The 22,449-nt window shown below is 38.3% G+C and carries 20 protein-coding genes; 14 read left to right on the plus strand and 6 right to left on the minus strand.

Features of this window, described 5'->3' with window-relative positions:
* Positions 1-38: 38 nt before the first annotated feature.
* Both VGE44_RS14185 and VGE44_RS14190 read right to left on the minus strand, forming a co-directional pair.
* Positions 39-2,444: a 3-hydroxyacyl-CoA dehydrogenase/enoyl-CoA hydratase family protein gene (locus tag VGE44_RS14185; protein ID WP_331080250.1), complete on the minus strand. Its 2,406-nt coding sequence runs from the start codon at positions 2,442-2,444 to the stop codon at positions 39-41.
* Positions 2,445-2,615: 171 nt separating this feature from the next.
* Positions 2,616-3,080: a MarR family winged helix-turn-helix transcriptional regulator gene (locus VGE44_RS14190; RefSeq protein WP_331080252.1), complete on the minus strand. Its 465-nt coding sequence runs from the start codon at positions 3,078-3,080 to the stop codon at positions 2,616-2,618.
* Between the two features lie 125 nt (positions 3,081-3,205).
* Here VGE44_RS14190 and VGE44_RS14195 point away from each other — a divergent pair, with 125 nt between their 5' ends.
* Positions 3,206-3,607, plus strand: a complete 402-nt coding sequence (locus tag VGE44_RS14195; protein WP_331080254.1) for a hypothetical protein — start codon at positions 3,206-3,208, stop codon at positions 3,605-3,607.
* A 17-nt stretch (positions 3,608-3,624) separates the two neighbouring features.
* Positions 3,625-4,140, plus strand: coding sequence for a hypothetical protein (locus VGE44_RS14200; protein ID WP_331080256.1), 516 nt, complete (start codon positions 3,625-3,627; stop codon positions 4,138-4,140).
* 144 nt (positions 4,141-4,284) lie between these two features.
* On the opposite strand, the gene ggt is transcribed toward VGE44_RS14200, so the two are convergent.
* Positions 4,285-5,994 (minus strand): gamma-glutamyltransferase, encoded by a 1,710-nt coding sequence (gene ggt, locus VGE44_RS14205; protein ID WP_331080258.1) that lies wholly within the window; start codon positions 5,992-5,994, stop codon positions 4,285-4,287.
* Complete coding sequence (locus VGE44_RS14210; protein WP_331080260.1) at positions 5,987-7,753, minus strand: long-chain fatty acid--CoA ligase; 1,767 nt, start codon at positions 7,751-7,753, stop codon at positions 5,987-5,989. The genes ggt and VGE44_RS14210 overlap by 8 nt, the downstream gene beginning before the upstream one ends.
* Positions 7,754-8,045: 292 nt before the next feature.
* On the opposite strand from VGE44_RS14210, the gene VGE44_RS14215 reads away from it, so the two are divergent.
* Positions 8,046-8,519, plus strand: coding sequence for a hypothetical protein (locus VGE44_RS14215; RefSeq protein ID WP_331080262.1), 474 nt, complete (start codon positions 8,046-8,048; stop codon positions 8,517-8,519).
* A gap of 117 nt (positions 8,520-8,636) precedes the next feature.
* On the opposite strand, the gene VGE44_RS14220 is transcribed toward VGE44_RS14215, so the two are convergent.
* Positions 8,637-10,409, minus strand: coding sequence for a M61 family metallopeptidase (locus VGE44_RS14220; protein ID WP_331080264.1), 1,773 nt, complete (start codon positions 10,407-10,409; stop codon positions 8,637-8,639).
* Positions 10,410-10,585: 176 nt separating this feature from the next.
* Here VGE44_RS14220 and VGE44_RS14225 point away from each other — a divergent pair, with 176 nt between their 5' ends.
* The 6 genes from VGE44_RS14225 (at position 10,586) to VGE44_RS14250 (ending at position 18,059) form a co-directional block, all read left to right on the plus strand.
* Positions 10,586-11,053, plus strand: coding sequence for a MarR family winged helix-turn-helix transcriptional regulator (locus tag VGE44_RS14225; protein ID WP_331080266.1), 468 nt, complete (start codon positions 10,586-10,588; stop codon positions 11,051-11,053).
* A 97-nt stretch (positions 11,054-11,150) separates the two neighbouring features.
* Positions 11,151-12,221, plus strand: coding sequence for an efflux RND transporter periplasmic adaptor subunit (locus tag VGE44_RS14230; protein ID WP_331080268.1), 1,071 nt, complete (start codon positions 11,151-11,153; stop codon positions 12,219-12,221).
* A 50-nt stretch (positions 12,222-12,271) separates the two neighbouring features.
* Positions 12,272-15,379, plus strand: a complete 3,108-nt coding sequence (locus VGE44_RS14235) for an efflux RND transporter permease subunit (protein ID WP_331080270.1) — start codon at positions 12,272-12,274, stop codon at positions 15,377-15,379.
* 56 nt (positions 15,380-15,435) lie between these two features.
* A complete protein-coding gene (locus VGE44_RS14240; protein ID WP_331080272.1) occupies positions 15,436-16,758 on the plus strand; it encodes a TolC family protein in 1,323 nt (440 codons plus the stop codon).
* 57 nt (positions 16,759-16,815) lie between these two features.
* Positions 16,816-17,208 (plus strand): response regulator, encoded by a 393-nt coding sequence (locus VGE44_RS14245; protein ID WP_331080274.1) that lies wholly within the window; start codon positions 16,816-16,818, stop codon positions 17,206-17,208.
* Positions 17,209-17,210: 2 nt separating this feature from the next.
* The gene (locus VGE44_RS14250; RefSeq protein WP_331080277.1) at positions 17,211-18,059 is read left to right on the plus strand and encodes an N-acetylglucosamine kinase; all 849 of its coding nucleotides are present in this window, start codon (positions 17,211-17,213) and stop codon (positions 18,057-18,059) included.
* A gap of 40 nt (positions 18,060-18,099) precedes the next feature.
* Here VGE44_RS14250 and VGE44_RS14255 read toward each other — a convergent pair whose 3' ends face one another.
* A complete protein-coding gene (locus tag VGE44_RS14255; RefSeq protein ID WP_331080280.1) occupies positions 18,100-18,390 on the minus strand; it encodes a hypothetical protein in 291 nt (96 codons plus the stop codon).
* Between the two features lie 328 nt (positions 18,391-18,718).
* Here VGE44_RS14255 and VGE44_RS14260 point away from each other — a divergent pair, with 328 nt between their 5' ends.
* The 5 genes from VGE44_RS14260 (at position 18,719) to VGE44_RS14280 (ending at position 22,443) form a co-directional block, all read left to right on the plus strand.
* On the plus strand, positions 18,719-19,300 hold the full coding sequence (locus VGE44_RS14260; protein WP_331080281.1) for a TlpA disulfide reductase family protein: 582 nt from the start codon (positions 18,719-18,721) through the stop codon (positions 19,298-19,300).
* A gap of 76 nt (positions 19,301-19,376) precedes the next feature.
* Complete coding sequence (locus VGE44_RS14265; protein WP_331080283.1) at positions 19,377-19,841, plus strand: rhodanese-like domain-containing protein; 465 nt, start codon at positions 19,377-19,379, stop codon at positions 19,839-19,841.
* 441 nt (positions 19,842-20,282) lie between these two features.
* Positions 20,283-20,669 carry a response regulator gene (locus VGE44_RS14270; RefSeq protein ID WP_331080285.1) on the plus strand — a complete coding sequence of 129 codons (387 nt, stop codon included), beginning with the start codon at positions 20,283-20,285 and terminating at the stop codon, positions 20,667-20,669.
* A complete protein-coding gene (locus tag VGE44_RS14275; RefSeq protein ID WP_331080287.1) occupies positions 20,653-21,762 on the plus strand; it encodes a sugar transferase in 1,110 nt (369 codons plus the stop codon). Before VGE44_RS14270 ends, VGE44_RS14275 begins: the two co-directional genes overlap by 17 nt.
* 3 nt (positions 21,763-21,765) lie before the next feature.
* A complete protein-coding gene (locus VGE44_RS14280) occupies positions 21,766-22,443 on the plus strand; it encodes a TolC family protein (RefSeq protein WP_331080289.1) in 678 nt (225 codons plus the stop codon).
* Positions 22,444-22,449 lie beyond the last annotated feature (6 nt).

The raw sequence follows: 22,449 nt of genomic DNA on the forward strand, positions 1-22,449 counted from the left end.
TTTCTCATATCTCTTGTCTCATATCTCACATCTAAATACTAATTCCTCAACGGCTTGCCCTTAGTCAGAATGCTCTGTATTCTTTCGAGTGTTTTTTTCTCTCCGCAAAGTGAAAGGAAAACTTCCCTTTCCAGATCAAGTAAATATTGCTCCGAAACCAAGCTTGGCTGTGAGAGATTTCCTCCGCATAAAACATAGCCCAGTTTTTCAGATATCTTCTTATCATGCTCTGATATAAAATTACCGGAGAACATGGAATTTGCCCCTACATAAACAATACCCATCCCCTGTTTGCCCAATACCCTGATATCCTTGCGCTGAACCGGTTTGGTATAGCCTGCATCTGCAAGTTCGATTGCTTTCTCTTTAGCGTCAACGATCAATCGGTTACGATTCATGCTTATGCCGAACTTCTCCTTCTGGATATAACCAAGTTCTACCGCTTCAACTGCCGAGGTGGAAACTTTAGCCTGCCCAATGGTTAAAAAGCGCTCTCTTAGTGCTGCCTGTTCTATCTGACCTTCTTTAAAATCATCTGACAAACGAAGAGCAAACTCTTTTGAACCTCCTCCTCCCGGAATTAATCCTACCCCAAATTCAACTAATCCCATATAGGTTTCGGCATTAGCCTGAACAAAATCTGCATGCAGACATAACTCACAACCACCTCCCAAAGTAAGATTATGCGGTGCTGCCACAACCGGAATACTTGAATAGCGCATCCGCATCATTGTATTCTGGAACATCTTAATGGCAATATTGATCTCATCCCAATCCTGTTCAACGGCAGCCATAAATATCATTCCGATATTAGCACCTGCCGAAAAGTTGGCACCATCATTCCCAACAACCAGGCCTCTGTAATCTTTTTCAGCCAGGTCAATTGCTTTATTTAATCCCTGAATGACTTCACCCCCAATCGTGTTCATTTTGGTGTGGAATTCAACATTCAGTATGCCATCTCCCAGATCGGTGATTGTAGTTCCTGAATTTTTCCAGATTGTATTTGTTTGACGAATATTATCGAGAATGATAAAAGAATCAGTCCCCGGAATGGGTTTATATGATTTTGACGGAATATCATAATACTTCTTAACACCATTTTCCACCTTATAGAACGACTCATTCCCGGACTGAAGCATCTCATGAACCCATGCTGCTGCTTCATTACCATATTTCTTCATTCCTTCAAGGGCCTTTTTCGGCCCGATGGCATCCCAAACCTCAAATGGTCCGAGTTCCCAGCCAAAACCGGCTCTCATCGCATCATCAATGCGGTATAATTCATCAGAAATTTCAGGAATGCGGTCTGAAACGTATTCAAACAGTCCGAAAAAAGAATGGCGGAAAAAATCGCCTGCCTTATCTGTACCGTTTGCGAAAACTTTCATCCGCTCAGGCAAATTTTCAATCAGCTTTGTAGCCTCAAGTGTTGAAGATTTTATTTTTTGCTGAGGTTTATATTCTAATGTTTTAAGATCAAGAGCCAGAATTTCAGATTTTCCGTCAGCGCCTTTTACTTTTTTATAAAAACCCTGTTTTGTTTTATCTCCAAGCCACTTATTCTCCTGCATTTTCTTAACATAACCAGGCAGTTCAAACAGATCATGCGCTTTATCTTCAGGAAGATTGTTAAATAATCCACCGGCTACATTGATCATCGTGTCCAGTCCGACAACATCTGTGGTTCGAAAAGTCGCCGATTTTGGCCTGCCCAATGCAGGACCGGTATATTTATCAACCTCCTCAACCGAAAGATCCATTTTCTCAACCAGATGCAGGAGCGCCATAATGGAATAAACTCCAACCCGGTTTGCGATAAAGGCGGGAGTATCCTTACATAAAACTGTAGTTTTCCCAAGAAATTTATCACCATAATGCATCAGGAAATCAATAATCTCAGGTTTTGTCTCAGCGGTTGGGATGATTTCCAGCAAACGCAGATAGCGTGGTGGATTAAAGAAGTGAGTCCCGCAGAAATTCGAGCGAAAATCTTCTGAACGTCCTTCAGCCATCAAATGAATCGGAATTCCCGAAGTATTAGAACTTATCAGGGTTCCTGGAGCTCGGAATTTTTCTACCTGATCATAAATCAGCTTTTTTATATCAAGCCTCTCGACAACAACCTCTATCACCCAATCGCAGGATGCAATATCTTTCATATTGTCTTCAAAATTGCCTGTAGAAATATTGACAGCAACTTTTTTGGAGAAAACAGCAGATGGGTTGGCCTTCAAAGTACTTTCAAGTGCTGAATTAACAATTCTATTTCTGACTGATTTAGAATTAAGATCAGCACCTTTTGCCTGCTCTTCAGCTGTCAGCTCTTTTGGAACCATGTCAAGCAGTAAAACTTCAACTCCAATATTGGCAAAGTGGCATGCAATACGGGATCCCATAATACCAGAACCCAATACCGCTACTTTTCTGATGACTCGTTTCATCTGTTTATTTTTATTGTTTGTTAATCCCGCAGCTACGGGATGGAACCTCTGATGATTAAATCTCTAAGGACTCATGACCTCAAAAACAAAAACTAAAACCCTGGGATAAACAAAATTTGTCCTGTGGTTTTAATATTTACTTTAATCCTGTCGGATTCATAATTATCTTTTTCAGGTTTTACTACCCGGAATTTCCGGGTAGCAAAACTGAGGTTTATAATCAGTGGTTAGTTGATTTATCTTGTTTAATGTATTAATGAGCTTAAGCCTTTCCTTATCGGAAATATGCGCATTGAGATACTCATTAAATTTTCTTACGACATCTTTGGCAATCTGCCGCTTTTCAATACCGAATGGTGTTAAAAATATCTTAACAGAACGCTTATCATTTGAATCTGTCTCCCTGTAAATCAAACCAAGCTCTTCCATATTCTTAAGCATTCTCGACAGACTTGTAGATTTCACACCTGATAAGGCCGCAATTTGCGAGACTGCAGTTCCCTCTTCATGTATATTAATCAGCATATAACCCAGAGCCTGCGTTATTCCATAATCTGCAGCAATTTGATTGTATTTGTTAGCAACTGTTTGCCAAACAATTTTCAAAAAATAATCTACAGTTTCTTCAGGCCTCATTCAAATATACTATGCAAGCATAGCAAATGTATAAAATAGATAAATATAAAACAAGAGCAATTATGCTTTTATTTTGGGCGGGCAGAACCAATGAATTATATATTTAAGCTTAGCTTTGGGAATAAATGAAGAAATATAAAGTCTACATCCTTGCTGTATCTGTATTAATAATTATTACAATAATTTGGAACACCCTTACTGAACCCGGAATAAAAGACCTTAAAAGCGATTTTAAAGAAGTAGCATTTATTCGGAATGAACAGAACACAGGGCCTGTAATCAGAATCTATGCGGTGAGTCTTACAACTGAAAACTGGGAGGAGATGGAGCAGTATGGTAATTATATGCCTCATACAAAATACGGCACTACGAGAATTTACTTTTTTTTAAGTAACGGCGAGATTCCTGAAGAATTGAATTTCGGAGAAGTTAATATCCCGGAACGATATAAGAAGAATTGTATAGCAATTTATGAAAAAGACGGGATGAGCCAGATTTCAATCCGTAAGTATCCTTTTAATAATTGATTAAAAAATAATACTTTATGAAAAACAAGGGCCTCAGATTCACCTTACTTTTGATAGTCACTTTAGGATGGATCATCCTGATGCGGACTATGACAGTCCCTCTTAACCAGGGCAGTATTCTCACATTTGAATTTATTGGAACAGCTGCAAATGCAGAACTGTTTCTTAACAAGCTGAAAGATTTAGGCCATACAGAATTGATGACGCTCAGCATTTATCTTGACTTCATCTTCCCGCTTCTATATGGTGCTACGTTCTTTTATGGCAGTGCATGGGCTTGTGGAAGGCTGGTCAAAAATCATCCCTTAAACAAATTCAGAATTCTGAGCAATATGGTCGTGACTGCAGTTGCCTGTGATTTTCTGGAGAACCTTTCACTGTTACAACTTATCAATTCCGGCCCTGATGACTTATATGCAGGTGCAGCTTTTATCTTTGCAGGAATTAAATTTTCACTATTGGCATTGGTATTACTCCACTTTCTGATCACAGTTCTTATTTCAGCAAAAAGGAAGCAAAATAGCAAAGTCTGAGATTTAATCTCTAATGCAACCTATGGTCGGTAAAAATACCGACCATATAATGTGCGAGTGATTATGGTACGTTGAGAACACCGACCAGAAGGAAACAAAATAGCGAAGCCTAAGCAATAATTCAGGATTTTCGAAATTAGTATATCACCAGCCCATCTTGGTGTCATCGCCCCGGGGATCAGCACCACCCTCATAATAACCCCATTGAGTTTTAAGGATTGCGTCAACACGGCCAATAGCTCTTCTATCTTTAAAGGTATAGCCCTTTTTCTCCAACTTTTGCCTGACCAGGGTATCCAATCCACCCTTTTCAAAAGTAACCACATCCGGATACCATTGATGATGGAACTTCTTCGCATTTACCGCTGCCTGCATATCCATATCAAACTCAAGCACATTTAAAATGGTTTGAAAAACAGAAGTAATAATAGTAGAACCACCGGGGGTACCCACAACCATAAACAGTTCGCCTCCCTTTTCAAGAATAGTTGGGGTCATTGAACTAAGCATTCGTTTTCCGGGAACTATAGCGTTAGCTTCTCCTCCAAGCAGTCCGTACATATTGGGGGAGCCTGGTTTTACTGAAAAATCATCCATTTCATTATTCAAAAGGAATCCTGCTCCCTTCACAAATACCATTGAGCCATAACCACCATTCAGCGTTGTAGTGAGTGATACTGCATTTCCCTCCCTGTCAACAATAGAGAAATGGGTAGTTTCTTCACTTTCTTTTGGCACTTCCCCAGCCTTAATATCAGAGCTAAGTGTTGCTTTATCCCAGTTAAAATTTTGCATCCGGTACTTTGAATAGATTGGATTTACCAGATATTTTTGGGGTACCTTATAAAAATCAGGGTCGCCCAGATGGCTTGCCCTGTCGGCATAAACTCTACGTTCAGCCTCAACCATAACCTGAACGGTCGAGTCAGAGTTATGCCCCCATCTCCTGAGTGGATATTCTTCAACAGAATTCAAAAGTTGCAGCAAAGCTATTCCACCGCTAGATGTTGGTGGCATAGTGATTACCTTATAATCTTTGTAGTTTCCAACCAATGGTTCGCGCCATTGAGACTGATAATTCTTTAAATCCTCTTTGCTGATCAAACCACCGCCACTTTTCATTTCAGCTTCTATTTGATCTGCAACTATACCTGCATAGAATCCCTCGCGACCCTTATCCCGGATCAGTTCCAGAGTTTTAGCAAGATCCTCCTGAACCCATAGATCACCCTTTTCCCATTTTTCCTTAATAAAGTATGATTTACCCGGATTGTACTTTTTAATTTCTTCCTGTAATTCTGTAAACTCTTCTACCTGACTATCTGTAATAGGGAATCCCTTTCTGGCAAGATCCAATGCAGGCTGTACAACTTCTGCCCAGCTTAATTTACCGAACTTTTCATGAGCCTTAACCATACCATCAACACTTCCGGGTACACCTGCAGCAAGATGACCATATAAACTCTTATCAGTAATAGCATTCCCGGCAGAGTCGAGGTACATATCACGGCTTGCCATTCCCGGGGCTTTTTCACGAAAATCGAGCGTTGCCAGTTCTCCGCTTGCCGAGCGGTAAACCATAAATCCTCCCCCACCTAAATTCCCGGCACCCGGATAAACCACCGCCAGAGCAAATTGGACTGCAACCGCGGCATCAACCGCATTTCCACCCTTTTTGAGAATATCCAAACCTACTTTCGACGAAGATGGATGGGCGGAAACAACCAGGCCGTTTTTATACTCACCGGAATTATTTTTAGAGAGACTTCCGCCAAGACATCCTGAAAGCAGAATACCAAAAGCAAGTAACAAACCTGTTCCCTTCTTAAATCTCATTGCTTTGTTTCTATGCATTTCTATATATTTTTTCTACCTCATTTTTGTACTTGTGTAAAATTACTTTTCTTTTCAGACTAAGTTTTGGAGTAAGTTCTCCTCCGTCGATACTCCAGTCTTGTGTGAGCATCTCAAACTTTTTAACCTGTTCCCAATGCCCGAATTCTTTATTGAAATGATCAATAATTGACTGGATTTTATCGATTATCCTTTGATCTTTAACCATATCAACATTATTGGTGTATGGAATTCCTGATCGGGCACACCATGCAGCCAGTGCCGGAAAATTAGGCAGGATTAAAGCTGCCGGAAAGCGCTCATTTTCACCAATTACTATCACTTGCTCGATATAAGGTGATTCCTTGAATTTATTTTCAAGTATTTGTGGTGCGATATATTTTCCACCTGCAGTTTTAAATATTTCTTTTTTGCGATCAGTTATTCTGAGGTATTGGCCATCCACCAATTCCCCGATATCTCCGGTATGGAAAAATCCATCCTTATCAATTACTTCATCACTTAGATCAGGCCGGTTATAATAACCCTTCATTACATTAGGGCCTTTACACAATATTTCACCATCTTCTGCAATTTTAATCTCAACATCTTTTATGGCTTTTCCGACAGTTGTAAATTTTGCAGCACCTTTATCTAGTCCGTTAACCGCAATTACGGGCGAAGTTTCAGTTAACCCGTAACCCTCAAGTACCGGCATTCCTGCCGCCCAGAAAACCCGTGCCAAACGCGGCTGCAGGGCGGCTCCTCCAGAAACTACAGCCAGGATATTGCCACCAAGTGCATCACGCCATTTATTGAAAATCAGCTTATTAGCTAACTTTAACTGAAATTCATACCAGAGTCCGTTGGCTCCATTCATTTCATACCTGAGTCCGAGGTTTAAGGCCCAGAAGAATAATTGCTTTTTTATTCCGGTTAACTCAGAGCCTTTGGCTACTATTCTGTCGTATACTTTTTCGAGAAGGCGGGGAACTGTTGTAAATCCATGCGGTTTAACCTCAACAAGATCTGCAGCTATGGTTTCCATACTCTGGGCATAATATACCGATACCCCTAAGTAGAAATACATGTAAAGCACCATCCGCTCAAAAACATGCGAGAGTGGCAGGAAACTAAGGGCTCTTTTGAAATCTTTGGGGTACAACACAGAGGAAGAAATAACATTGCTAACCAGATTATTATGAGTCAGCATTACGCCTTTTGGAGTCCCGGTAGTCCCGGAGGTATAAATCAAGGTTAGCAAATCTTCTGGGAGAATACGATCACGATAAACCTGAAGATTGACAGGTTCTGCCCGCTCGCCAATTTCTATCAATTCCTGCCAGTGTGGTACCCCTTCAATGCTATCAAAGCTAAAGATCTTAAAATCAATACTCTCTGTTTTTCTGACATTGTTCAGTTTTTCATACAACGCAAGTTCAGAAACAAATACGATTTTAACATCCGCATCCCTAAGTATAAACTTAATATCACTTTCGGCTAATGTTGGATACATTGGCACTTGAGTAGCGCCAATCTGCATGATTCCGAAATCACAAATGTTCCATTCAGGACGGTTAGCCGACATAATTGCAACCTTATTATCCTTTTTAATCCCCGAAGCAATTAATCCCCGGCTTACTGAATTTACCTGCGCAACAAATTTCTCTGTAGAATATTTATTCCAAATACCATTCTGTTTTGCTACCACCATATCATCTTTTTGGTACTTTTCAAGCGAATGCTCTAAAAGATCAAAAACACGTGTAATCTCTGCCATAACTTCTATCCTTTTAAACGTAAAATAGTTAAAATTAAATAAGGTGCAAAATGATTAAACTCACATCTCAGTAAAAAATGTCAGCTACCTATGAATATTCTCTGGAAAGATACAATAAGCTGACAGTTTTAATTTTTTGTCAGTTGAAACCTACTATGGCACTGTATTTGAAAAGCTCAATTCATAAAATTTATGAATATAAAACTATCATAATTTTGTTAACACCTGCTGGGGCTGGGGGTTAATTATTAAATTATGATTGTTTCACCACTGAAAAACAAAAAATAAAAAGATGAAAAAGCTATTACTATTATGTTTAACTGCAGGATTTATTTTTCTTGCCAATTCCAACTCACAGGCACAGACTTATGAGAACGCCATTGGAGTAAGATTGGGATCTTACAATGGCTTAAACTACAAAACATTTTTAAACTCAAACAAGGCACTTGATCTTAATTTGTCTTTCAGAAACAATGATGATCTCCAAAGATTTCTGTTAACCGGACTTTATGAAGTTCATAATCCAATTGAGGGAGCCCCGGGCTTGCTATGGTACTATGGAGGCGGTGGTAGTATCGGTTCATATAAAAGACGGAATTTTGACGGTGACCTTTGGCTAAGTGCTGACGGTGTGCTGGGTCTGGATTATAAAATCGAAGGAGCTCCACTAAACCTTGCAATTGATTGGAGACCGCGTTTTGAATTAACTCCAAATACAAATTTTCGTACAGGAGATGTTGGTCTTGCGATTAGATTAACCTTCTAATTATAAAGGGGCTGCTTCAGATGAAGCAGCCCCTTTATTGTTATCTGTTATCTGTTATCTGTTATCAGGAGAAACCATTAGACAGGAGGGGCCGCGTTGCCCATTCTCAATTCTCAATTATAAAAGTTTCAACCACCTCTTCCTTACAGCAATCTGCGCTGCAGTTGGATTAGGTAAAGAAGCAATTCTAAATCTATGATTCGGATTTCTGACCAGCGTAACGTCAGTCTGTCTTATCAATCCGTCACGATTTAAGGATATCAATATTTTTTCACCGGGTCTTTTGGTGGATATGAATTTCTCAACTTCTGATAATCTGGGATCCGAAACATTATTTATACGATTTCCATCTATGGAAAGTATCTCGTCATTTACATTCAAACCGGCAATCCATGCCGGGCTCTGGCGACTTACATTCGTCACGATGATTTTACCATCTTTTAGTGCTGTTACCGCTCCCAAATATGCGTCATTACCTTTAGCCGCATCATCAATCAATGCAAATCCGGCATAGGCAAAATATTTGTTGTAATCTATGGTCTTAACACCATTAACATAATCTTTATAAACATCGTCAAATGACTTCCCCGATACCTTTTCAAGCATTGCTTTAAACTCGGCATCTGTATATCCCCGGTCTTTCTTTGTATAATATTCATCGTACATCGCCTTCATCACTTCATCCAGACCAGCTTTTGCCCGAGTAGAATGAATGATTTCAAGGTCCATGATCAAAGCGATCAGGGCTCCCTTACTATAATAAGAAATAGTGGAATTAGCAGAATTTTCATTTGGCCGATATTGCTTGATCCAGGCATCAAAACTAGCATCGCTTACTGTCTCTATCCGATTCCCGGGCTGATTTTCAACCGAGCTAATCGAAGCGGCTAAATTCATCAGGTAACGATCAGGGCTTTGTAAACCCGCCCTTTTGGTATAGATATCCTGATAATAAGCAGTAAAACCTTCAGCGATCCAGAGATTTCTGGTGTAATTCTCCTGTTCATAATTAAATGGGCCCAATGCTATCGGACGCAAACGCTTTACATTCCAAATATGAAAATACTCATGAGAAACAAGTCCCAGGAATCTCAAAAGGCCTGCCTCTGTATTGTATGAATTGCGGCTAGCCCCCAAAACAGTTGAATTCAGGTGCTCAAGTCCGCCACCTCCTGAATTAAAATTATGAACAATAAACACATAACGTTTGTTCGGATTAATATCAAAAGTCCTGGTTTGTTCTGTAACTATCTTTGCCATATCCCGCTTGAGGATCTCTTTGTCATAGTTTCCCCCTCCGTACATTGCAACTTCATGGCGAACTCCCTCGGCAACAAATTCAAAAATATCCTGATTTCCAACTTCGAAGGGCGAATCAAAAAGCACATCAAAATCCTGGGCATAATAGGTATTTGGCTTTGATATCACTTTTTCAAGACCGGTAGATATTTTAGACCAGGATTTATGAGGATTGATTGTGATCTCAGATGCTGTATTCAGCTGACCATCCGGATACATAAAAACTCCTGCCGGAGATAAAAAAGCATGCGATTCATCCACAAAGCTTGTCCTTACTGATATTTCGAATGAATATACCCTGTAACTCACTTTTATCGTCCCCGAGTTTGCTGTACTGATCCTCCAGGTATTTTTGTTAATTTTTTCAAATGGTAGTTCTTTACCGCCTGAACCAAATGCCTTAAAACCCTCCACATTTTTTGAAAATTCCCTGATCAAATAGGACCCTGGAGTCCAAACAGGCATTTTCAGATCAATCTTTGCAGTTTTAACTCCTGAAATATTCATTAGTACCTCTGCATAATGAGCCTGAGGTTCTGTAAAGGAAACCTCATAAGCAATTTTATTTTGGGCAAGAATTGAACTGGACATAAAAGCAATAAAAATTAAAGAGACAAAACATTTCATTTTTCTATAAATAATTGTTCAATCGCAAAAGTAAGTTTTCAGTTCAATTTAAACCGGCCTGGCTGTTAATGTTCAGTAAAATAGTTGCTACATCCAACTAATTTCAAAGTATAAAAATAGATTTGTGTTATTAATATAATATGCTTGAACCATTAGCTAATCCCTTTATTGCTGTCTCTAAAAAATATCTGAGTGCCCTTTCAAAAATGGTTGCCCAGTTATCTATAGACAGGTATCATTATGTACTCATCTTAATAGATTCACATGATGAAAATCTAACCCAAAAAGCACTAGCCGAAATTTTACATATCGACAAATCCTATATGGTCACTATTTTGGATTACCTTGAAGAAAAGGGCTATGTGAAGCGGGAAAAGAACCCTCAAGACCGCAGGGAACAACTGATCAGATTAACCCCAAAAGCACAAAGCTGTATTCCAGTTATACGAAAGGCAATAAAAGAGCTTAATGAAATGGCATTTCATAATATCTGTGAATCTAACAAGCAGATATTTAATGAAGTATTAACAACTATTCAGTTTAATTTAATTGACATCACACCAGATTTAGAGGAAAAAACACATTCAATATTAAAAAACTATAATTAATTACATGAAACCATCATGATTTTGCTTAAACCTTTCATGGATATAATTATCCAATCATGATAACTTCGTCACCATTAAAAAATCAAAAAAGAAACAGATGAAAACTAAATATATCGTTTACACAATTCTTGTAATCCTGCTGGCTGTATTCGTAGCTTACCGAATTAATAAGAATAAAGCTCAAAAAGCAGGTGCAGGTGCAGGTCGTGGAACTGGAGGACCAGCCTCTGTGCTAACCGTAAACGGTATCGTTACTAAAGCAGAGAGTTTTTCAAACTCTCTAGCCATCGCAGGTACAATAGAGGCGAACGAACAGGTTGATATCCGAAGCGAGGTATCAGGCCTTGTAACCGAGATCCTTTTCAACGAAGGTAGTACCGTCTCCAAAGGAAAGGTATTATTAAAGATCAATGATCTTGAGCTGCAAGCTCAGCTTTCTCAGGCTTTAACCAAACAAAAATTAGCTCAGGAAACAGAATATCGTGCAGGTAAGCTGCTTGAAAAAGAAGCAATCAGTAAAGAGGAATACGATGTTGCTCTCTCAGAGTTAAGATCATTGCAATCACAAACACAACTTATCCGTGCTCAACTGGCTAAAACTCTGATCCGCGCACCATTCAGCGGTAAAATCGGATTAAGAACAATATCTGCAGGAGAATATATTACCCCCTCAAGCAATATTGCAAGATTGGTCAGTACTAACCCTGTTAAGATTTTATTTTCTATTCCTGAAAAATATGCAGGAACAATTAAAATAAATACACAAATATCATTTACAGTTGCTGGCTCAAATAACAAATATACAGGTATAATTTACGCTATTGAACCTGGTATAGATATGTCTACCAGAACATTACAATTAAAAGCAAAGGCATCAAATTCAAACGGAGATTTGCTTCCGGGATCTTTCGCTAAGATTGATTTGCCTCTTAGCAATATAAATGACGCTATTTTAATACCAACAGAATCGATTGTGCCTGTTCTTCAAGGCAAAAAAGTATACGTAAGTTCAAAAGGAAAAGCCAAAGAAGTTATGGTTGAGACAGGAACCCGCACTGAAAAATCGGTATTAATCCTTTCGGGATTAAGCATTGGCGATACAGTGCTTACAACAGGTATCATGTCATTGAAAAACGACCTGCCCGTAAAAGTTAAGGTTACAAATTAATTTAAGCTTAGTAGAATATTTTACCCGATAAAAAATAAGAAAATAGTCCTATGAGTTTATCAACCACCAGTATAAAAAGACCAGTGCTCGCAATCGTAATGAATCTGCTTTTGGTTCTTTTCGGTGTCATTGGCTTCAATTTTTTAGGGGTGAGGGAATTCCCTTCCATCGACCCGCCAATTGTTTCGGTACGAACCAGCTATCCGGGTGCAAACTCAGATATCATTGAATCTCAGATCACTGAGCCTCTTGAAAAAGCGATAAACAGTATTGAAGGGATTAAAAATATGTCCTCCTCGAGTAATCAGGGTACCAGCAATATTAATATTGAATTCAATCTCGACAAAGAGCTTGAAGAAGCTGCCAACGATGTCAGGGATAAGGTTTCGCAAGCCGTAAGATCTTTACCAAAAGATATCGATGGTCTTCCTGTCGTATCAAAGGCAGATGCAAATTCGGAAGCTATCTTATCAATGACTATCCAGAGTGATCGCAGAAACCAACTTGAACTTAGCGATTATGCAGAAAACGTAATTTCACAACGACTTCAAACCATTCCAGGAGTTAGTGGTATACAGATCTGGGGACAGAAACGCTTTGCTATGCGCATCTGGATTGATCCCGCAAAACTTGCAGCTTACAGACTAACAGCGCTGGATGTGAAAAGTGCACTAGACAGAGAGAACGTTGAACTTCCTTCAGGAAAAATTACAGGAAACTCAACGGAATTGTCGGTTAAGACTCTTGGTAATCTTTCAAATGAAGAGCAATTTAATAATCTGATCATACAAAGTTCGGGTGATAATATTGTTCGTTTGAGAGACATTGGCACCGCGGTTCTTGGGCCTGAAAATGAAGAAACAATGCTTCGCTCATCAGGAACTCCGATGATTGGAATGGGCTTAATCCCACAACCCGGAGCCAATTATCTTGAAATATCAAATGAGTTCTATAAACGCTATGAACAATTAAAGAAGGAACTCCCGGAGGACTTAAAACTTGATATTGCACTAGACACAACAGTATTCATTCAACGATCTGTAACAGAAGTTGCTGAAACAATTTTAATCTCCCTGATCCTGGTAATTCTGATTATATTTCTTTTCTTCCGGGACTGGAGTATTGCTTTCAGGCCATTAATTGATATACCTGTTTCGCTGATATCCACCTTCTTTATAATGTACCTTTTTGGATTTTCCATAAATGTACTTACCCTTCTTGCAGTTGTACTCGCTACCGGTTTGGTTGTAGATGATGGAATTGTAGTTACAGAAAATATTTTCAAGAAGCTGGAAGAGGGATATAGTCCTATTGAAGCCGCCATAAAAGGCTCGAATGAGATATTTTTTGCAGTAATTTCAATTTCCGTAACCCTCGCAGCAGTATTCCTACCGGTAATTTTTCTGGAAGGATTTGTTGGGCGTCTATTCCGGGAATTCGGGGTAGTCATCGGTGCGGCAGTATTGATATCGGCATTTGTATCACTATCCCTAACCCCGATGCTGAATGCCTACATGATGAAGGCAAATAAAAAGAAAACCAAATTCTATAATTGGTCTGAACCTTATTTTGAGAAAATGACCTCCGGTTACTCAGAATCTCTGACCAGATTTATGAAGACACGATGGATTGCATTTCCAATCATTATTGTTTGTATCGGCCTCATCGGACTCTTTTGGACTGTTCTTCAAAAAGAGACTGCACCATATGATGACCGAGCCGCGGTAAGTATGCAGGTAACAGCTCCTGAGGGATCATCTTACGATTATACAGATAACTTTATTCTTGAGCTTTCCAAACTGGTAGAGGATTCTATCCCCGAAAAAGAATTTCTATTAACTGTTACCTCTCCGGGTTTCAGTGGTTCAGGAGCAGCAAATACCGGTTTTCTAAGATTACGATTAAGTGATCCTGCGAAACGTGAAATTTCTCAGGCACAGGTTGCTGAAAAGTTGACCAGAATTACCAAACCCTATACAGAAGGCAGAGTATTTGTTATTCAGCAGCCAACAATTTCGGTTACACGACGCGGTGGTTTACCAGTAAGTTATATCATTCAGGCTCCCAATTTTGAAAAGCTTCGTGAAAAACTTCCCTTGTTCATCGAAGAAATCAGTCAGGATCCAACATTTACAGCCATTGATGCAAACCTGAAATTCAATAAGCCTGAAATAAATGTAACTATTGACCGGGAAAAATCAAGAAATCTGGGCGTTTCGGTATTGGATGTGGCTCAAACTCTGCAATTTGCACTTAGCGGACAACGATTTGCTTATTTCCAGATGAACGGCAGACAATATCAGGTTATCGGCCAATATGACCGACCTGACCGCAATGATCCACTGGATTTAACCTCAATTTTTGTACGAAATAACAAAGGAGAGCTCATTCAACTCGATAATCTGGTTTCTGTACGGGAAACCAGTACTCCTCCTCAATTGTATCATAACAACCGATTCATGTCAGCAACTGTGTCTGCAGGTCTGGCACCCGGTAAAAGTATTGGTGATGGAATTGATGTAATGGACAAGGCGGCGGCAAAAATACTGGACGATACTTTTTCTACAGATCTTGGGGGAGAATCGCGTGACTACCGTGAAAGTTCTTCGAACACCCTTTTTGCATTTGCACTAGCCTTATTATTAGTCTATCTGATTCTGGCAGCCCAATTCGAAAGCTTCATCGATCCTTTCATTATTATTCTGACGGTACCAATGGCTGTGGCAGGTGCCTTCCTTTCACTCTGGTTATTCGGACAAACCTGGAATATCTTTAGCCAAATCGGAACGATCATGCTCATTGGGCTCGTTACCAAGAATGGCATTTTGATTGTGGAGTTTGCAAACCAATTGAAAGAACAGGGAATGCCTTTAGGTGAAGCGATTATCGAAGCATCGGTAGCACGGTTAAGGCCAATCCTGATGACAAGTCTGGCAATTGCCTTAGGTGCATTACCAATAGCCATGGCTTTGGGTGCAGCTGCAAAAAGCAGGATGAGTATGGGTATTGTAATTATAGGTGGTACACTTTTCTCTTTGATCTTAACACTATATGTAATCCCTGCAGTTTATTCAATGTGGTCGAAAAAACATAAACCGCTTCCGGAGATAACAGAAAAACCAGAACCAGTTCTTGAAGCAGAATTGATTAATACTTAATAAATACACTAGGATCAGGCTTATTACGAGGCTTTATCATTAGGATATTAATATATATGAACAGAAAAAAAATCAAATTCAGTATTCTATTAATTTTTGGATGCCTATTGCAGATTTCAAGCATCCATGCACAGGAACAACTTAGCCTGGAGCAGGCGGTGCAAACCGCATTGGAAAACAACTATGATATCAAGTTGAATAAGAATGAGGTTGAGCAGGCTAAAAATAATGTGAACAGGGCTAATGCGGGTATGCTTCCTGTAATAACAGGGAATTTAAGTACAAACAATACCGTTTCAAATACGAAACAAACGCTTTCCAGCGGGGTCTCACAGGAAAGAAACGGCGCCAAAAACACTAATCTGGTTTATGGACCGGTTCTTAACTGGCAGGTATTTGACGGTTTTCAAATGTTCGCCAGATATGACAGACTTAAAGAGCTTGAAAATCTTGGTGAAGCAAACTTCAAACTTGCAGTTCAGACAACACTTGCTGATGTTATCAATAACTACTACGACTTGGTACAACAACAGCAACAAATCGAAGCCCTCCGTGGTGCGCTTGAGATCTCAAGGATCAGACTTCGTAATTCTGAAAGCAGGTATACTATTGGAAAAGCCGCAAAACTCGAGGTACTTGCTGCTTCCGTAGACCTTAATACCGATACCACTAACCTTTTGAGGCAAATTGACCAGTTCCGTAATACAAAAATCAAACTCAATGAACTTATGGCAAGAGATATTAATACTGATTTCTCAGTGTCAGACACCATCATTATTGGCAGTAGCCTCCTGCTTCCAGAATTGCAAAATTCTGCAGCTCAGTTAAATCCGTCACTGCAATCAGCATTGATTAATAAACGAATTTCAGAAATCAACCTGAGAGAAGTTAAAGCAAACCGATATCCGGGAATAAATCTGAATACAGGTTATAACTTTAACCGATCAACTTCTGAACTTGGTTTTGCCAGAAGCTCGGTAGGCAGGGGTCTTAATTATGGTCTCACTGCTTCAATTAATATTTTTAATGGCCATTTGCAAAAAAGAGCCGAAAAAAATGCCTCTCTTCAAATAGAGAATAATCAGTTGCAATACGAAAAGCTGAATCAGTCTATCACTTCGCAATTAAGCTCTTTATTTCAAACCTACCAGACTAACCTGCAACTGGTTAAACTCGAGCGCCAGAACCTGGAGGTAGCAAGGCAAAACATGGATATCACTCTCGAAAAATTCAGACTTGGAAGTGTTGCACCACTGGAATTCAGAGAAGCCCAACGAAACTATATTGATGCAAATGCTCGTTATACCAATGCACAATTCGAAGCTAAACTGGCAGAGGTAGCATTAATGCAGCTCTCAGGAAGACTTAATCTTCAGTAATAGACCTATAATTCTAATTCTCTTGCTTAAGTGTAAAGAATTAGTAATTTTGATTTGATGAATATCTTCAAATACAAAAGTGTATTATTGGTAGATGACAGCTACATAGACAATCTGATTAATCGAAAGATTTTGGATAATGGCAATTTTGCAGAGTCTATTACCGTAATCGAATCACCAAAAGAAGCCTATAAATACATACGGGATTTATATCTTGAAGGTAAAGAACTTCCCGAGGTCATTTTTTTAGATCTTAGAATGCCCATAATGAACGGATTTGAATTTCTTAAGGCATTAACTGAGTTTCCTGATCTGGGGCCCGATAAAATTAAAATTTATGTCCTCACCTCATCTCTCGATCCAAAAGACATCAGAAGAGTGAAAGAAAATCACCTCGTATCCAGGTTTATTGGCAAACCACTTACAAGTCAAATTCTTCAGGAAATTTAAATATGTTATTAGTTGCAGACAGCGGCTCAAGCAAAGCCGACTGGATATTAACGCTTTCAGATACTGAAACTATACCTTTCAGAACAAGTGGCATCAATCCATTCTTCCTGTCTGAGAAAGATATTATCAAAATATTCCAGAATACTCCTGAAATACAGCCCTATACAGATCAGGTAAAAGAAATATACTTTTTCGGAGCAGGATGTTCAAGCCCTGACCGACGGGAACATATTTCCAATGCCCTATCTAAAATATTTAAAAATGCATTTGTAAGTGTTGATATAGATATCATTGCATCCATTTATGCCACTGCAGGTAATTCAAAAGGAATCTGTTGTATAATCGGTACAGGGTCTAACATTACCTATTTCGACGGATCAAAAATCCATGAAAGTAAGCATGGTCTGGGGTATATTCTTGGGGATGAAGGCTCTGGAACCTGGCTTGGAAAGCAATTAATTACAAGTTTCTTATATGGAAAGATGCCCGCTGACCTATCAGACAGCTTTTATAAAAACTACAAAATCGATAAAGAGGCTGTCATAAAACATGTTTATCAGCAACCCGCACCCAATTTCTATCTGGCCTCTTTCGCACCCTTTCTAAGTGAACATATTGGCCACCCCTTTATCGTTGATATTTTAAAAAAGGGCTTCAGTGAGTTTATAGAAACAAATATCAAATCTTATCCAGATTACAGAGATCAAACCTGCCACTTTGTAGGCTCAATTGCATATCATTTCTCTGACATCCTGAAAGAGCTCTGTACTGCAAACGAAATTAAAGTAGGGAAAATCCTGAAACATCCTATCGAAGAACTATCCAGTTTTATTTTAAAAAATGGAATCTAGATTCTTCAATATTCAGATGGTTCACCCTATAATTAAGTCACTAAGGCATCTCAGGACTTAGGGATTTTGAATCCTGGTAAGCGTCTACCAAATCTTTAAGGGAACTAACCTCAAAATCAATTCCCCATGGGTTCCATGAAATAAATCGCATTTTTGGTCCCTTGGACCGGTCAGCCATTTTCTTATTCGATATTTCCTCATAAATACCAAAATTACCCAAACTGTAGTAGTTAATTTTAACTTCTTTGCCACTCAAATCATGTGATTTTATCAATTCAAATCCCATTGCTTTGATCCAGTTTTTTATCGCGGCTATTTTACTTTTTACCATACCGATATAATTTTTACAGATTAATTAATTATACTCGAAAATCAGACCAAATGTTTTTCTTTTTATCAAATTATGGTCAGATTATTAAGCATAATTGCTAAAAGCGCTTTACGAAAGTTATTTGAGCACTAATCCTGTAAATTATTGCATATTAATGACTTAGCTAAGCAGATATTTACACAAAAAGTTAGAAAAGTGTAGAAAATAATGGACATACTTCTGTACTTTATTACTTAAAATCCCCTTACACTTAGAAAGCTTTGTGACTAATGTTACAATATGAATTAGCGAAACATGCTAACTTGCAGAGATCTAAAGAAGAAAAATAATGGGATTATTAAGAGTCATCAAATCAAATATCGGTAATATTCTGTTTGTGTTTTTTGCAGGTATTATGTTCTTTAGTGCTGATGCGAGGACACTCCTGATCAAAGGGCTTATGAGTACCGGACTTTACAATGCTGATGCTCCCTCTAAAGATCTTAAAATAAGCAATTCCGTTCCTTCTGATCTGGCTTTCAGATCAGAAGATGGAGAGCTCCTTAAACTGGGCGAAAATAAAGGTGAAGTTTACTTTATAAATTTTTGGGCAACCTGGTGCCCTCCATGTCGTGCCGAAATGCCTTCAATAAATTCATTGTCTTCAAAGATTAAGAACAAGGATAAAGTCAATTTTATAATGGTAGACGTTGACAATAAAATTGCATCATCTGTTAAGTTTATGAAAAAACACTCATACCAGCTAAAAGTCTATTCGAGTGAGTCGGCAATCCCCGAACATATTTTTAGTGGCACTCTCCCTACAACAGTGATTATAGGACCTAAAGGAGATATCGTTTTTCAGCATAGTGGGATGGCAGATTATGATAATGCAGAAATGCTGAACTTCTTAAATGCCCTGAGTAGATAAAACAACAAATTAGTAAGTATTTTGACATCCCCTATTAAGAAATGCTTAATTTTGTAATTAATAACCAATGAACAGCATGAAAATCCTTTTTTACACCATATTATTTTTCATATCAGCAACAAGCTACAGCCTGGCTCAAACTACTATCAGTGCCAATCAGGCATTAGACAAAAAAGACAATTGGACTCAAAAAGACCTTATTGAACCCTCTGCTTTGGCAGCAATTATTGCTAATCCCAAGGCTAATCAACCTAAAATATTCAACATTGGAGTAGTTGATAATATCAAAGGGGCTGTAAACATAGGCGGAGTAAGCGAAAATGAGAATCTCCAGAAGTTAAATAAAGCTCTGTCAAAATTGCCAAAAAATACTTTTTTAGTCGTGTACTGTGGTTGCTGTCCGTTTGAAAGATGTCCAAATATTCGCCCTGCGGTAAACATGCTAAAAACCATGGGATTCACAAATGGTAAACTGCTTAACCTGCCTACAAATTTGAAACAAAACTGGATTGAGAAAGGCTACCCAATAGCTGCAAAATAACTGGTAGACGTTGTCTGTTAGCTGTTTCTATAGAAGTAAATCTTGTATTTACATTAATTATAGTGAAACGGATTCCTCACTGTCAACTCCCACTCTCAACCCGATAGTTATCGGGTTTCAATTACCCTTCAAATCTTCACATATGTGCGAACCCGGGAATTTAGGTTAAATTTTTGCCGTAATCGTGGAATTTTTTCTACACTATTTCGGGAATAATTTCCACACTTATCTCCTCTATATGTTCGTAGCAAGTTTATTTGATTTGGCACTTTCATTGTACAGTTTGTTTAATATTTATTTAACTAATTTTTATTCCATAAGGTTAATATATTTTCAATAATTAAGTACTTTTAGTATCTGTATTCTTTATTTGAATTGCCTGGTAGATAAGTGGTTATTGAAATATATTTCTTTCAATGAGAAGGCAGGGCTATTTAAATTATGAAAAAACAAATTCTGGTTGTAGATGATGAACTGAGCATCTTAAAACTGCTCAATTTCATACTGTCAAAAGACTATGATCTTGTGATTAAACAAAATGGCGCAGATGCTATAAGCTGGCTTGAAGATGGTAATGATCCGGCACTGATCATTTCTGATCTGGAAATGCCATATATTGATGGTGGTTCATTTATAAGAAACCTGAAGATTAGCGGATTTTACAGAGATACCCCTGTAATTCTTCTTTCAGGGGCAGATAATCTTGATAAGATTGTTGAGCAAATGCCATTCCGGGCAGATTGTTATTTTAAAAAGCCCTTCAATCCTACTGAATTAAAGTCATCAATAACGGAAATACTTCAAAAGCATAATGTCGCAAATAATTAAGCAAGGAGGGAATACCAATACCGTGCACCATTTAAGCATTGCTTATATGGGCACAGGTTCTACATCCTTGCTAATTAAGGAATTACCATCCGAGTTTTTCATAAATAAACATCATACCTTGGAAGATCTTCAGGATTATCTGGATAATCAGTCCATTTTAACTTTACCTGATGTAATACTGATTGAAACCGATTCAGAGGGGAAGTGCTTCAACTTTATTAAAAAAATTAAAAAAAATCCGCTATATCGTGAGTTGATCATTGTTCTGATTGCACCTGAAAGGGATAAAGCATGGAAAGCAAGTGCTTTAAAATTAAAAGTACATGACTTTTATGTCATGCCCTTTCCTGTTGAACATTTGATAGAAAGGCTACATTTTTTAGTTAAATTCAAACTGATCAGACCACAACTTTCTGTCCTGGAAAACTCTGATGTTATCTACAAATTACCACAGATGAAGCGCATTTTTGATGTAGTAATCTCAGCAATATGCATCATTGTTTTAGCACCTGTTCTAATTTTAACTGCAATATTAATTCGTTTGGACTCAAAAGGGCCGATTATTTATAAAAGCAAAAGGGTTGGTACCGGATACAATATATTTGATTTCTACAAATTCAGGTCTATGCGGGTGGGAGCAGATAGCCAGTTAGAAGATTTATCAGATCTAAATCGATATAAGAATGATGAATATCCGGAAGAAGAAGCTGATGACCAGAAAAAACGAACCACGTTTGTAAAATTAATTGACGATCCAAGAATAACCAGATTTGGATCCTTTATCAGAAGGACCAGTATCGATGAATTACCCCAGCTTTTCAATGTTTTAAAAGGAGACATGTCTTTGGTTGGCAACAGACCATTACCGCTTTATGAAGCTGAAATGCTGACATCAAATGACTGGTCACAGCGTTTTATGGGGCCGGCAGGTGTTACAGGTTTGTGGCAAATAAAAAGTAGAGGAAAAAGAGATATTTCCGAGCGGGAACGGAAAAAATTCGATAACTTTTACGCGTCAAAATATTCATTCTGGTTCGATTTTGAAATATTGATTAAAACACTGCCGGTAATATTGCATAAGGAAAAATTTTAATATATGTTCAGGAAATACTTTTTTTTAGCAACGTTTTCTATACTTCTTTTAAGTAATTCTGCAAAGTCGCAGGAAACGATGATGACAGACATTTCATATGTTTTTCTTGAAAAACTGATTGCTACTGCCAAGGAAAACTACCCCCGGATGAATACATTCAAAAGCCGGGCTGCTATTGCCAAGAACAATGTCACAATGCAACAGAGTAATTGGCTCGATGGTCTATCTTTTTCATATATCTATCAACCTAATAACACTTTGAATATTGTAAATCCAACTTTTTTTAATGGCTATCAGGTTGCAGTTCAGTTCAGCGTTACATCACTTTTTCAGAAGGGAGGCGCAGTCAAACAGGCTAAGGAGGCACTTAAACTTGTAAGTTTAGATGAAGATGAATACAATTTAAATATTGAAACTCAGGTAAAAACCAGGTACTTTACATATGTACAGCACTTAACTGCTTTGAAATTGCAATCAAAAATATTCTCGGATATGCAGAGTCTAAACAAGGATATACAAAACAAATACTCAAAAGGAGAAGTTTCACTCTCAGAATATCTCCAGTCACAAATAGCACTTAACAATGCAATGCAGGGGAAAGTATCTGCAGAATCTACCTTTTTGACGGCAAAAGCATCATTAGAAGAATTGCTAACAAAAAAGATCGAAGAGGTAAACTAAACAGGA

Origin of the sequence: Daejeonella sp. (assembly GCF_036405355.1) — a bacterium.
Lineage (GTDB): Bacteria > Bacteroidota > Bacteroidia > Sphingobacteriales > Sphingobacteriaceae > Daejeonella.